The 13,289-nt window shown below is 57.4% G+C and carries 13 protein-coding genes; 8 read left to right on the top strand and 5 right to left on the bottom strand.

The annotated features are described in order from the left end of the window. Nucleotides 1–1,320, bottom strand: a complete 1,320-nt coding sequence (gene celB, locus L6R44_RS18165; RefSeq protein ID WP_237425003.1) for a PTS cellobiose transporter subunit IIC — start codon at nt 1,318–1,320, stop codon at nt 1–3. Nucleotides 1,321–1,466: 146 nt separating this feature from the next. Here celB and L6R44_RS18160 point away from each other — a divergent pair, with 146 nt between their 5' ends. After that, complete coding sequence (locus L6R44_RS18160) at nt 1,467–2,291, top strand: XRE family transcriptional regulator (RefSeq protein ID WP_237425002.1); 825 nt, start codon at nt 1,467–1,469, stop codon at nt 2,289–2,291. Here L6R44_RS18160 and arsC read toward each other — a convergent pair. Together arsC and bepA are read right to left on the bottom strand one after the other, a co-directional pair. Then, on the bottom strand, nt 2,288–2,644 hold the full coding sequence (arsC, locus tag L6R44_RS18155; RefSeq protein WP_237425001.1) for an arsenate reductase (glutaredoxin): 357 nt from the start codon (nt 2,642–2,644) through the stop codon (nt 2,288–2,290). The two genes, L6R44_RS18160 and arsC, sit on opposite strands and share 4 nt — an antisense overlap. 18 nt (nt 2,645–2,662) lie before the next feature. After that, nucleotides 2,663–4,126: a beta-barrel assembly-enhancing protease gene (gene bepA, locus L6R44_RS18150; RefSeq protein WP_032643543.1), complete on the bottom strand. Its 1,464-nt coding sequence runs from the start codon at nt 4,124–4,126 to the stop codon at nt 2,663–2,665. Between the two features lie 221 nt (nt 4,127–4,347). Between bepA and L6R44_RS18145 the strand changes: the two genes are divergently transcribed. Continuing rightward, the gene (locus L6R44_RS18145) at nt 4,348–5,412 is read left to right on the top strand and encodes an AI-2E family transporter (RefSeq protein WP_032643541.1); all 1,065 of its coding nucleotides are present in this window, start codon (nt 4,348–4,350) and stop codon (nt 5,410–5,412) included. 95 nt (nt 5,413–5,507) lie between these two features. Here L6R44_RS18145 and bcp read toward each other — a convergent pair whose 3' ends face one another. Both bcp and L6R44_RS18135 read right to left on the bottom strand, forming a co-directional pair. Next, nucleotides 5,508–5,978 (bottom strand): thioredoxin-dependent thiol peroxidase, encoded by a 471-nt coding sequence (gene bcp, locus L6R44_RS18140; protein ID WP_032643540.1) that lies wholly within the window; start codon nt 5,976–5,978, stop codon nt 5,508–5,510. Further along, complete coding sequence (locus tag L6R44_RS18135) at nt 5,978–6,547, bottom strand: glycine cleavage system transcriptional repressor (RefSeq protein ID WP_032643538.1); 570 nt, start codon at nt 6,545–6,547, stop codon at nt 5,978–5,980. Before L6R44_RS18135 ends, bcp begins: the two co-directional genes overlap by 1 nt. 145 nt (nt 6,548–6,692) lie before the next feature. Here L6R44_RS18135 and dapA point away from each other — a divergent pair, with 145 nt between their 5' ends. From dapA to ypfH, 6 genes are all read left to right on the top strand, one after another. Beyond that, nucleotides 6,693–7,571, top strand: coding sequence for a 4-hydroxy-tetrahydrodipicolinate synthase (gene dapA, locus L6R44_RS18130; RefSeq protein ID WP_167818361.1), 879 nt, complete (start codon nt 6,693–6,695; stop codon nt 7,569–7,571). A 16-nt stretch (nt 7,572–7,587) separates the two neighbouring features. Further along, a complete protein-coding gene (bamC, locus tag L6R44_RS18125) occupies nt 7,588–8,622 on the top strand; it encodes an outer membrane protein assembly factor BamC (protein ID WP_032643534.1) in 1,035 nt (344 codons plus the stop codon). A 109-nt stretch (nt 8,623–8,731) separates the two neighbouring features. Continuing rightward, nucleotides 8,732–9,445 carry a phosphoribosylaminoimidazolesuccinocarboxamide synthase gene (purC, locus tag L6R44_RS18120; RefSeq protein ID WP_237425000.1) on the top strand — a complete coding sequence of 238 codons (714 nt, stop codon included), beginning with the start codon at nt 8,732–8,734 and terminating at the stop codon, nt 9,443–9,445. Between the two features lie 120 nt (nt 9,446–9,565). Beyond that, nucleotides 9,566–10,435 (top strand): KPN_02809 family neutral zinc metallopeptidase, encoded by an 870-nt coding sequence (gene ypfJ, locus L6R44_RS18115; protein WP_032643532.1) that lies wholly within the window; start codon nt 9,566–9,568, stop codon nt 10,433–10,435. Further along, entirely contained in the window at nt 10,435–12,381 is a 1,947-nt protein-coding gene (locus L6R44_RS18110) for a tRNA(Met) cytidine acetyltransferase TmcA (protein WP_237425051.1), read from the top strand. Before ypfJ ends, L6R44_RS18110 begins: the two co-directional genes overlap by 1 nt. A gap of 73 nt (nt 12,382–12,454) precedes the next feature. Then, entirely contained in the window at nt 12,455–13,150 is a 696-nt protein-coding gene (gene ypfH / locus L6R44_RS18105; protein WP_032643527.1) for an esterase, read from the top strand. Nucleotides 13,151–13,289: the final 139 nt, after the last annotated feature.

Raw genomic sequence — 13,289 nt, 5'->3', positions numbered from 1 at the left:
TTACTCCTGTTTTGCAAGGGTGGTATCGGTTTGCGTAACGATGGACATTTCCGCCGCGCGGTACTGTTTGTCCACGATACGCATAAAAGGCAGATACAGCATGGCACCAATCAGCAGGTTGATAAGCTGCATCACGCTGCCGCTCAGGTGCCCGGTAACGATAAAGCCGCTGATGACCGGCGGCAGCGTCCAGGGGATAAACACCCCGGTGGTGACGGCGACCGCGCCAATTTTCATCGCCACATACTGCACGGTAACCAGCACCAGCGGCACCAGGTTGAACGGAATAAGCATGATGGGGTTCATGATCACCGGCAGGCCAAACAGGATCGGTTCGTTGATGTTAAAGACCGATGCCCCCGCGCCGAGGCGCGCCACTTCGCGCATGTTTTTGCTGCGGGCGAAAATCAGCATCGCAATCACCAGCGACAGCGTGGCGCCCGCGCCGCCCATCCAGATCATGTCAAAAAACTGCTCGGTGATAATGTGCGGCGGCGTCGTGCCTGCCTGAATGGCGGCGATGTTGTCGGTCTGGTTCTCCATCCACAGCGGACGAATGATGCCGTTGATCATCGAGCCGGAGTTAATGCCCACTGACCACAGAATGGTGATGCTGAATACGGTCATCAGCGCGCCGAAATAAGAGGTGCCATAGTGGCGTACCGGCGTGGCGACCACCTCGTAAATAAACTGATGGATGGTACTGTAGTGGGTGTTTTCAAACACGATGCGGATACCCAGCACCACAATCATCACCACCAGCGCCGGGATCAGCGCGGCGAACGACTCCTGAACCGCAGGCGGCACGCCGTCCGGCATTTTAATGACCAGATTTTTGCGCTTGAGCCAGCAGAACAGCTCGGTCCAAAGCAGGGAACCGATCATCGCCACGAACAGCCCCTTGCTGCCAATCCACTCCACCGGAATGACGGTAATGCCGCCGTTTTCCGCCACTTTGATAAAGGGCGTCAGGATGAGAAAGGCGACCAGCGCCAGAATGCCGCAGGAGATGCGATCTTCACCATAATGTTCCGCCAGGCGGAAGGCGACCAGGAAACTGATGAACAGCGACATGGTGGAGAACACCGCGTTGAACGGAATTTCAATAATGGCGCTCCAGCTTTCACCAAAGGCCTGAGACATAAATTGCTGATAGGCCTGATTCGGGAATGACGAAATCACCAGCAGAATAGAGCCGACGATGATGAACGGCATGAAGGATACGTAGGCGCCGCGAATGGCCCCGAGATGACGCTGCTGGGCCGTTTTGGCCGCCAGCGGCATCAGTTTTGCTTCAAGAAATCCCAGAACATTGTTCATTGTGAACTCCGTACAAGATTGAGGGGTGTTGTTTGTGTTATGTCTGGGGATTATCAGTGAAGCGTGGCGAGCGAAAGGTGAAATCGGTCACAAAGCAATCGCTGATGTAATATAAATCTCATAAGATTGGTTCTGAGGATCCTGCGATGGAAATTAAACTGCATGCAAATGCCACCACGACGCCGCGCATCCGTCGCTATCTTCAGCAGTCAGATAAAAGCGACAGAGATCTGGCGGTTGAGCTGGGTATTTCGGTCACTACGGTCAGGCGCTGGCGCAACCGCGAGCAGGTTTCGGATAACCACACGACGCCAAAAGTGATACACAAAGCGTTGAGACAGGAGCAGGTTTCGCTGGTCAATGCCCTGCGGGATGCCACAGGCGCACCGCTGGACGAACTGCTGCAGATGGTCAATGACGGACTCGGGATCGCCGTCTCCCGCGCGACCCTGAACCGCTATCTCAAGCCGGCTTCGGTAAAGCACAAGGGCGCGACGTTGCAGGGTAAAAAGGCGCTGAAGGCAGGCATCGTGCCGCAAACACTTCTGCTGCATCACCAGCCTCTGTCGCTGCATATGGACGACGGTGGGGAGCAGCATCTGCTCTGGGCGCGTGAACCCGTGAGCGGCTGGTGCTACGCCCGGCTGTATGCGGGCCTTTCACCGCAGCTGCTCGCCCGCTGGGTGCGCGAGGCGATTGAAGCCTGTCCTGCTGAGATTCAATCTGTTGAGACTTTTGGCTTAGAAGCAAAGGCTGAGGAGCGTCCTGTCACCGTGAAGGTGCATCCGCGGCCATACCGCGCCGTGCAGGTTACTCTGCCGCTGTGTGAAATCATCCCACGTCTGAACAGTAAACCGGCAGGCGAGCTGTTGATCCAGCTGTGTGAATTTTACAATCAGGGAAAAGCGCAGAAAAAGTTGGGAGAGAGCACGCCGCAGGCCTTTCTGGAAGCGCTGCGGCACAGGGATTAGAGGATCTCGAGCACGTCTTCCGGCGGGCGTCCAATGCGCGCCCGACCGTTTGCCACCACAATCGGTCGCTCAATCAGCTTTGGATTTTCAACCATCGCCTGGAGCAGCTCCGCCTCGGTCAGGCGGCTGTCATTCAGGTTAAGCGACTTATACAGATCTTCTTTCTGGCGCATCAGCTCTCTTGCACTGCCCATTCCCAGCATATGCAGCAGCTGGCGAAGGGTCTGTGCGTCCGGTGGCGTATCGAGATACAGCACCACCTCCGGCTCAACGCCGTTCGACCTCAGCAGGCTGAGCGTGTCGCGGCTCTTTGAACAGCGCGGGTTGTGATAGATTTTTACGGCGTCTGTCATGACGTGAATTCTCCTTTATTACATCTTCTCGTACGGCTTAAAGCGCTGCTGCAGGCCGCGCAGCTGATCGATACGCGCGTCGTAACGGGCCTGCTGGAGGCTGCCGAGCTTGACCTGCGAGCTGGCACTGCTCAACATGGAAATCGCCTGATCGAGGCGGCCTACGAGGGCAAAACCTTCGGCACGCGCCGCCAGCTCCTGATCGCGGTTGCCAAGCTGGGCTTCCGCCTGAGCGAGCAGATCCCAGCCGTTTTGGTCGTCTTTATTATTAAAGGTGTAGCGGTTCAGAATGGTCGCCGCTTCGCCAGGCTGGCCGCCCTGTAAGTAAGCGTTCGCCAGGTTAAGCTGCAGCACCGGGTTGGTACGGACGTCTTTCGCCCCTTTCAGACGGTTAATCGCATCGGCCGTTTTCTTCTGACCCAGATCGATATCCGTCGACAGATCGAGGTACCACGGGTTGTTCGGGTCCGCAGCCAGAAGCGGTTGCAGCGCTTTACGCGCCTCGTCGTATTTGCTGGCCTCCATCGCCTGGAGCGCCTGGCCATACTGCGCGGCGTTCTTCTCGCGCACGTTGCCTTTCGCCAGGGTATCCAGCAGGTCGCTGGTGAGCTGGTTACGCCCGGAATTGTACATGCCGAGCGTTCTCACCTTCGCCATGTAGAAATCCTGCGACGACTGGACGACGACAGGGCGCATCTGGTTGGCACGGTTACGCGCGTCCGACAGGCGGCTTTCCGGCAGCGGGTGGGTCAACAGAATTTCCGGCGGACGGGAAGAGTAACGCGCCTGATCGAGCAGTTTTTCCAGGAAGCTCGGCATGGCCTGCGGGTCAAAGCCCGAACGCTGCAGCACCTGGATCCCGATGCGGTCCGCTTCCTGTTCGTTTTGCTGGGTGAAGCTGATCATCCCCTGGCGCGTTCCCGCCAGCGTACCGGTCAGGGCCGCCATTCCGGCCTGCGGGCTGGCCATGGCCAGCAGAATAGAGCCCAGCGCGCCCACCCAGGTGAGGGGAGCGTTACGCTTCTGGTCTTCCATGGCGCGCGCCAGGTGGCGCTGGGTGACGTGCGAAATTTCGTGCGCCATCACCGAGGCCAGCTGGCTTTCGTTGTCTGAATAACGGAATAACGCCGAATGCAGCACCACGTTACCGCCAAAGAAGGCGAAGGCGTTGATTTCGTCATTATTGATTAAATAGAAATGGAAGGGCGTTTTTACCGAGTTGGCGTGTGCCACCAGGCGCATCCCCAGCCCGTTTATGTACTGTACCAGCAAGGGGTCGTTGATCAGCGGGGCGCTGCCTCGCAGCTGGCGAACATAGTAATCCCCCATTTGCATCTCTTGCCCAATAGAGAGCGTGCTTCCTGCCGTGGTGCCCATGTCCGGCAATGTATCGGACGAGTCAGCAAAAGCGGGCAACACCTGACCGACCGTCACCGCGGCAATCAGTGTCGCAACCAGTGTTTTTCTCAATTGCCTGAACATAACCACTGTCCTGTATGTTGGATGTGCTAATTTGACCGATGAACCGGCGTATCGTTCATCTCTGCTGCTCTGGGAGTGTAGCCGTGTTGCAGCATGAAGAAAATCCCATTCATCAGGCTTTTGCGGATTGTGATCGGGATACAAAAAGCGAAAGTCTTTTTTGTGACAGTTAGATACAATTCATCGTCTCACTCCCGCCATTCGATTCAGGGAAGGGTTGTATGCTCGAAATGTTAATGCAGTGGTACCGGCGTCGGTTCAGCGACCCGGAAGCCATTGCTTTGTTGGTTATTCTGGTTGCCGGGTTCGGTATTCTGTTCTTCTTCAGCGGCCTGCTCGCTCCCCTGCTGGTGGCGATTGTGCTGGCGTACCTGCTGGAGTGGCCAACGGCGCGCCTGGAACATATCGGCTGTTCCCGTCGCTGGGCGGCAAGCATCGTGCTGGTGCTGTTTGTCGGCATCCTGCTGTTAATGGCCTTTGTGGTGATGCCGGTGGCCTGGCAGCAGGGGATCTATCTTATCCGCGATATGCCCGGCATGCTGAACAAGCTGTCTGATTTCGCCGCCACGCTGCCGCGTCGCTATCCTGCGCTGATGGATGCCGGAATTATTGATGCGATGGCCGAAAATATGCGTGCCCGCATCATGACGATGGGCGACTCGGTGGTGAAGTATTCTCTTGCCTCCCTGGTGGGGCTGCTGACGCTGGCGGTTTACCTTGTGCTCGTGCCGCTGATGGTCTTCTTCCTGGTGAAAGATAAAGACCAGATGCTCAACGCCGTGCGGCGTGTTCTGCCGCGCAACCGCGGGCTGGCGGGGCAGGTCTGGGAAGAGATGAACCAGCAGATCACCAACTACATTCGCGGCAAGGTGCTGGAGATGATTGTGGTCGGCGTGGCGACCTGGATTGGCTTCCTGATCTTCGGCCTGAACTACTCGCTGCTGCTGGCGGTGCTGGTGGGGTTCTCGGTCCTGATTCCGTACATCGGCGCCTTTGTGGTGACCATTCCGGTGGTTGGCGTCGCCCTGTTCCAGTTCGGGCTGGGGACGGAGTTCTGGAGCTGCTTCGCGGTGTACCTGATTATTCAGGGGCTGGACGGTAACCTGCTGGTACCGGTGCTGTTCTCCGAGGCGGTAAACCTGCATCCGCTGGTGATTATCTTATCCGTGGTGATTTTTGGCGGGCTGTGGGGATTCTGGGGCGTGTTCTTTGCGATTCCGCTGGCGACGCTGATTAAAGCCGTCGTCCACGCGTGGCCGGACGTGCCGGCGGTGGAAGAGAAGTAGGTTTTGTGCGGGCTGATGCCCTCACCCCAATCCTCTCCCACGGGAGAGGGAGCAAACATTAAAAAAGGCAACTGACGTTGCCTTTTTGCTGTTGATCAGGCGTTCGCTTTCAGCCAGTTCAACACCACGTCGTGGTGGTTGCTGGTTTTGAAGTCGTCAAACACATGTTCAACTTTACCGTCAGCGTCAATCAGGAAGCTGATGCGGTGAATGCCGTCGTAGGTTTTACCCATAAACGTCTTCTCGCCCCAGACCCCGAACTGTTCGCACACCTGATGGTCTTCATCAGAAAGCAGCGTGAAGTTCAGCAGCTCTTTTTCAGCAAATCGTGACAGCTTTTCTGGTTTATCCGTGCTGATACCCAGCACTTCCACGCCGACTTTCTTCAACTCGTCCATGTTGTCGCGTAAGCCGCAGGCCTGTACGGTGCAGCCGGGGGTCATGGCTTTCGGGTAGAAATAGACCAGAACACGCTGTCCCTGGAAGTCGGTCAAATTTACTTGCTCGCCGTCTTGATCCGGTAAGCTAAATTTCGGTGCGATGTCACCGGCTTTCAGTGGGTTCATTACTCAACTCCATCCTGTTCGTGCTGCGAATAATTGACGACGCTTATACTGCCCTGCGCGTTTAATTCTGTACAGAGGGCTTTGAACGCTTGCTCGATATTTGACGCATCCTGTGAGGCGGGGCTGTGCGCGGTAATTTGAATAAACAGCACCGGAAGACCCTGCTCATCGCTGGTCTGCGTTCGGGAAACCAGTTCGGCAATATTCATCTGATGGCTGTCAAAAAGCGCCGTGAAACGCTCAATCAGATGCGGAGAATCAGGCACTTCAACCTGTACCCAGACGGTAGAAGGCAGCGCCGGACGCGGACGCGCAGTGGTGCGCTTCATGACGATCAGCAAATCCAGCTCGGCCCCCTTCAGCGGCAGGGTCGATTCAATCAACGTAATGGCGTTCCATGTCCCGGAAAGTAACATAATAAATGTGAACTCTTCGCCAAGCATCGCCAGACGGCTGTCTTCGATATTACAGCCGCAGCTGCTTACGTGGCGGGTGATGGTGTTCACGATACCCGGCCTGTCGGCACCCAGCGCAGTGATAACCAGGTAATGTTGTGATGAGGTTGTCAAACCTGTTCTTCCTTTGCATGGTTAAGTCTTCCTAAGGAAAGCATAAAAAAAACATGCATACAACCGCCTGAGGGCCTCAGGTCGCTTGCTTTTATTACAGTTCCAAACGTACCATTGAGGCTCTTGTTCGCACAGAGGATGGCTCATGTTCACGGGAAGTATTGTCGCGCTTGTAACACCGATGGATGAAAAAGGTAACGTCTGCCGGTCTAGCATGAAGAAGCTGATTGATTACCATGTCGCCAATGGAACCTCGGCGATCGTTTCGGTAGGGACTACCGGTGAATCTGCAACGCTGAGCCACGACGAGCACGGTGATGTGGTGATGCTGACCCTCGAACTGGCTGACGGACGTATTCCGGTCATCGCGGGCACAGGGGCGAATGCCACCGCAGAAGCGATCAGTCTGACCAAACGTTTTAACGACAGCGGCATTGTTGGCTGTCTGACGGTGACCCCTTATTACAACCGTCCTACTCAGGAAGGTTTGTTCCAGCACTTCAAAGCCATCGCTGAACATACTGACTTGCCACAAATTCTGTATAATGTGCCGTCCCGTACCGGTTGCGATATGCTGCCGGAAACCGTCGGTCGTCTCTCGGAAGTAAAAAATATTATTGGTATTAAAGAGGCGACAGGGAACTTAAGCCGCGTTCATCAGATCAAAGAGCTGGTTTCAGATGACTTTATCCTGTTGAGCGGTGATGATGCGACCGCGCTGGACTTTATGCAGCTCGGCGGTCACGGCGTGATCTCCGTAACGTCAAACGTTGCGGCGCACGACATGGCTGAAATGTGCAAACTGGCCGCAGCCGGTCACTTTGATGAAGCGCGCGTGATTAACCAGCGTCTGATGCCGCTGCACAATAAATTATTTGTCGAACCCAATCCGATCCCAGTGAAATGGGCATGTAAGGAGTTGGGGCTTGTAGCAACCGATACGCTGCGTCTGCCAATGACGCCGATTACCGACCACGGTCGTGATATCGTCAGGGCAGCGCTGAAGCATGCCGGTTTGCTGTAGAGTTTAGGGAGATTTGATGGCTTATTCAGTACAGAAGTCGCGCCTGGCGAAGGTTGCGAGTGTTTCGCTTGTTATGCTGCTCGCTGCCTGTAGTTCAGACTCGCGCTACAAGCGCCAGGTGAGCGGTGATGAATCCTATCTGGATGCGACCCCGCTTGCTGAACTTCACGCTCCGGCGGGGATGATCCTGCCGATTCAGAACGGCGATTATAATATTCCCGTGACCAACGGCAGCGGCCCGGTCGGTAAAGCGCTTGATATTCGTCCACCTGCACAGCCTCTGGCGCTGGTCAACGGGGCGCGTACCCAGTTCACCGGTGATACGGCGTCTCTGATGGTTGAGAGCGCGCGCGGTAGCAATCTGTGGCCGCAGGTTGTCAGCGTTATTCAGTCGAAGAACTACACCATCGATAAACGCGATGACGCCAGCCAGACCTTAACCACCGACTGGATCGAATGGAACCGTCTGGATGAAGATCAGCAGTACCGCGGTCGCTATCAAGTCTCCGTTAAGCCACAGGGTTATCAGCAGGCGGTTAACGTTAAGCTGTTGAATCTTGAGCAGGCGGGTAAACCGGTTGCGGATGCCGCGTCCCTGCAGCGTTACAGCACCGAAATGCTGAACGTCATTGCCGCAGGTCTGGATAAGACCGCGACCGATGCCGCCAACGCCGCACAGAGCCGCAACGGCGTGACCTTCGATGTCCAGAGCGGCGCGGATGATACCGGCCTGCCAATGCTGGTGGTCCGTGCACCGTTTAACCAGACCTGGCAGCGTCTGCCAGCGACGCTGGAAAAAGTGGGCATGAAGGTGACCGACAGCACGCGTTCGACCGGCAGCATGACGGCAACCTATAAGCCGCTCTCCGACAGCGCGTGGCAGGAGCTGGGCGCGAAAGATCCTCAGCTTGCCTCCGGTGACTACAAAATTCAGGTCGGCGACCTTGATAACCGCAGTAGCCTGCAGTTCATCGATCCAAAAGGTCATACGCTGACCCAGTCGCAGAACGATGCGCTGGTCGCTGTCTTCCAGGCAGCATTCAGCAAATAAATAAGAGGGCGGGTTAATCCCGCCCTTTTTATTTTCGTGCTACGCAAACGTGTGCGTGGCATAATATGCCCAGTTTTGAACACCAATCATCACACCAGGAGTAATGAAGATGCAGAAGCAAGCTGAGTTGTATCGTGGCAAAGCGAAGACCGTATACAGCACGGAAAACCCGGATCTGTTGGTGCTCGAGTTCCGCAATGATACGTCAGCAGGGGATGGCGCACGCATTGAGCAGTTCGATCGTAAAGGCATGGTGAACAACAAGTTCAACCACTTCATTATGACCAAACTGGCCGAAGCGGGTATCCCGACTCAGATGGAAGCGTTGCTGTCCGATACGGAATGTCTGGTGAAAAAACTGGATATGGTCCCGGTTGAGTGCGTTATTCGTAACCGCGCGGCGGGCTCCCTGGTGAAGCGTCTGGGCATTGAAGAAGGCATCGAACTGAATCCACCGCTGTTCGACCTGTTCCTGAAAAACGATGCCATGCACGACCCGATGGTGAATGACTCCTACTGCGAAACCTTCGGCTGGGTGAACAAAGAGAACCTGGCGCGCATGAAAGAGCTGACCTACAGGGCCAACGACGTGCTGAAAAAGCTGTTTGATGACGCGGGCCTGATCCTCGTCGACTTCAAGCTGGAGTTTGGTCTGTTCAAAGGCGAAGTGGTGCTGGGCGACGAGTTCTCGCCGGACGGTAGCCGCCTGTGGGACAAAGAAACCCTGGATAAAATGGACAAAGACCGTTTCCGTCAGAGCCTGGGTGGCCTGATTGAAGCGTACGAAGCGGTTGCTCACCGTTTAGGCGTTAAGCTCGACTAACTCCCTCACTTGCCAAAGGATGTTCGCATCCTTTGGCGTCTTACCCTTGTTTCCTATGGTAATCTTGCCGTTAACCGCCTACGATCATAGCTATTATAAATGGAATAGTTCGAGGTGGTTATGCGCTGGCAAGGGCGTCGTGAAAGTGACAATGTAGAAGACAGGCGCAGCGAGGGCGGCGGCGGTCCTTCAATGGGTGGACCCGGCTTCCGGTTACCCAGCGGCAAGGGCGGGATCATCCTGCTGATCGTGGTGTTAGTCGCGGGTTACTACGGCGTTGACCTCACCGGGTTGATGACCGGCCAGCCGCTGCAACAGCAGCAACATTCTCAGCGCTCCATCAGCCCGAATGAAGATGAAGCGGCCAAATTTACCTCTGTTATTCTCGCGACAACGGAAGATACCTGGAGCCAGCTGTTCGAGAAGATGGGGCGTACCTACCAGCAGCCGAAGCTGGTGATGTACCGGGGCGCAACCCGCACCGGATGCGGTACCGGGCAGTCCGTGATGGGGCCGTTCTACTGCCCGGCAGATAGCACCGTCTATATCGATCTCTCTTTTTACGATGACATGAAACGCAAGCTTGGCGCTGACGGTGATTTTGCCCAGGGCTACGTGATCGCGCATGAAGTCGGCCACCACGTGCAGAAGCTGCTGGGCATTGAGCCAAAAGTGCGCCAGCTGCAGCAGAATGCCTCGCAGGCCGAAGTGAACCGCCTTTCCGTAAAGATGGAGCTGCAGGCGGACTGCTTCGCGGGCGTCTGGGGCCACAGCATGCAGCAGCAGGGCGTGCTGGAATCCGGCGATCTTGAGGAGGCGCTGAATGCCGCTCAGGCTATCGGTGACGATCGTCTTCAGCAGCAGAGCCAGGGGCGCGTCGTGCCGGATAGCTTCACGCACGGTACCTCGCAGCAGCGCTACAGCTGGTTTAAGCGCGGCTTCGACAGCGGCGACCCGGCCCAGTGTAATACCTTCGGCAAAGCCATGTGATGGTGTCGTTTGCACATTTAATACGCCAGCTTGAGCGTACCGGGCACCGCCGTCTGGTGGTGCTTACGGGCGATGAGCGGTGGACGCTCAGCCAGGCGACGGCCCTGCGGGATGCCTTACCGGGAGACTGGCCCTGGCTGAATGAAAACCCGTCTAAGGCCCTCAGCGGACTGCTGGGACGCGAATACCTGCACGCCGTTTTTGACGCGCGCGCGGGTTTTGACGTGTCAGCCTTCGCCGCGCTCAGCGGCACGCTGCGCGCCGGAAGCCTTCTGGTGCTGCTGGTTCCGCCTCTCGCTGACTGGGCCGACAGGCCTGATAGCGATTCGGTGCGCTGGAGCGACAGCGCGGAGCCGATCGCCACGCCGCACTTTGTTCACCACTTCTGCCGGACGCTTGCCGCCGATTCAGATGCGATCGTCTGGCATCAGCATCGCCCTCTGACGCTTCCCGCCGTGCCCGATTTACCCGCCTGGCAGCCTGCCAGAGGCGCGCCTGAGCGCGAGCAGGCGGAGATCCTCGACGCGCTTCTGACAATGCCTGCGGGCATCGCTGCGGTGACGGCCCCCCGCGGGCGCGGAAAGTCAGCGCTGGCGGGCATGCTGCTCAGCCGCATTGCGGGCAGTGCGGTGGTGACGGCTCCGGCAAAAGGCGCTGCGGACGTCATCGCACGCTTTGCGGGCGAGCGTTTTCATTTTATGGCACCTGACGCGCTGTTGGCTTCTTCGCTGCAGGCCGACTGGCTGATTGTCGATGAAGCGGCAGCCATCCCCGGCCCGCTGCTGGAGAAGCTGGTGACGCGCTTTCCGCGCCTATTGTTGACCACCACGGTTCAGGGCTATGAAGGAACGGGCAGGGGGTTCCTGCTGAAGTTCTGCGCCCGTTTCAGCGGGTTGCAGCGTTATACCTTATCCACCCCCATTCGCTGGGCGGCCGGCTGTCCGCTTGAGCGGTTCGTGGCGAATGCTCTGTTATTTGACGATGCGCTTATCGACCACAAGCCGGAAGGTGAGGTGTCTATAAGGTCTCTGGAGCCACAAGAGTGGGAGAACGACCCGACCCGCGTGGCAGGCGTGTATGAACTGCTCTGTGCTGCACACTACCGGACGTCCCCGCTCGATTTACGCCGGATGATGGACGCCCCCGGCCAGCACTTTGCCGTTGCGGACGCGGGGGCTGATATTGCGGGTGCGCTCTGGCTGGTGGAAGAGGGCGGGTTGTCACCCGAGCTTAGCCGCGCCGTGTGGGCGGGATACCGCCGTCCGCGCGGGAATCTCGTGGCGCAGTCTCTCGCGGCGCACGGCGGCTCTCCTCTCGCGGCAACGCTGAAAGGGCGACGGGTTAGCCGCATTGCGGTTCATCCCCTGCGCCAGCGGGAAGGCATCGGGCATCGGCTTATCCGTAGCGCCAGCGGAGAAGATTATCTCTCGGTGAGCTTTGGTTACACCGACGCGCTGTGGCGCTTCTGGCAGCAGTGCGGGTTTGTGCTGGTGAGGATGGGCAGCCATCGGGAGGCCAGCAGCGGATGTTACACGGCGATGGCGCTCCTGCCGCAGAGCGATGCCGGGCATCAACTGTGTAGGCAGGAACATCGGCGTTTGTGCCGGGATATGCGCGTCCTGTCGGCCTGGAACGGTGAAAAGATCCCCGTGGCAGACGGGTGGGAAGCTACCCTTAATAATGACGACTGGCTGGAGCTGGCGGGGTTTGCTTTTGCGCATCGCGCGTTTTCAACTTCGGTTGCCGCGCTGACGCGGTTAATGCTCTTCGTCGATATGCCGCTTCCGGCCCTGCGGGGGAAAATGGCAGGCAAAACGGAAGAGGGCGGGCGAAAAGCGCTGCTGGCGAAGCTGCGCAGCGAAACCGCGCAAGCGCTTGAAAGCCTTGATTATCCGCGCTGCCAGCAGTTGAAGGACGACATTTTGCAATGGCAATTTTTTCAATGACTTCTTCAGTAAAGTGGCATGGTCATTCCCGCCGCGAGGCGTAGAATCCAGGTCATCTATTAAGGAGACCACCATGAAACACGACCATTTTGTAGTTCAAAGCCCTGACACACCGGCTAAACAGTTGCTGCTTCTGTTTCATGGCGTTGGCGATAATGCCGTCAATATGGGGCAGATCGGCAGCTGGTTTGCGCCCGTTTTCCCCGACGCGCTGATTGTCAGTATCGGTGGCGTAGAGCCATGCGGCCCGAACGGGCGGCAGTGGTTCTCGGTTCAGGGCGTAACGGAAGAGAACCGTCAGGCGCGCATCGACGCCATCATGCCGACGTTTATCGACGTTGTGCGCTACTGGCAGCAGCAGAGCGGCGTGGGGGCCGACGCGACCGCGCTGATTGGCTTCTCGCAGGGATCTATCATGTCCCTGGAAAGCATAAAAGCGCAGCCGGGTCTGGCTTCGCGGGTAATAGCGTTTAACGGCCGCTTTGCGACGCTGCCGACGAGCGCGACAACGCAGACCACGATCCACCTGATCCACGGCGGTGAAGACAGGGTGATTGAGCTTTCGCACGCGGTTGCCGCGCAGGAAGCGTTGATTCGCGAAGGCGGAGACGTGACGCTGGACATCGTTGACGATCTGGGCCACGCGATCGACGACCGCAGCATGCAGTTTGCGCTCGATCGTTTGCGCTATACCGTGCCGAAGCACTACTTTGATGAAGCGCTCAGCGGCGGTAAGCCGGATAACGATGATATTGTAGAGTTTATGTAGACACTTCGCCCCTCACCCCCAGCCCCACTCCCCGCACGGGGGCGGGGGGGGAGCGGGTGGACGCGCTTGGGGGGTAAAACCCCTAAAATAAAAATCCCTGCGTATCGCGGGGGAAAATCCACAAAGGAAAGTACCCAAC

The organism is Enterobacter cloacae complex sp. ECC445 (genome assembly GCF_021892025.1).
In the GTDB taxonomy this organism is placed as follows: Bacteria; Pseudomonadota; Gammaproteobacteria; order Enterobacterales; family Enterobacteriaceae; genus Enterobacter; species Enterobacter chengduensis.
The sequence above is the reverse complement of the archived record's forward strand: the minus strand, read 5'-3'. Positions and strand labels throughout refer to the sequence as shown.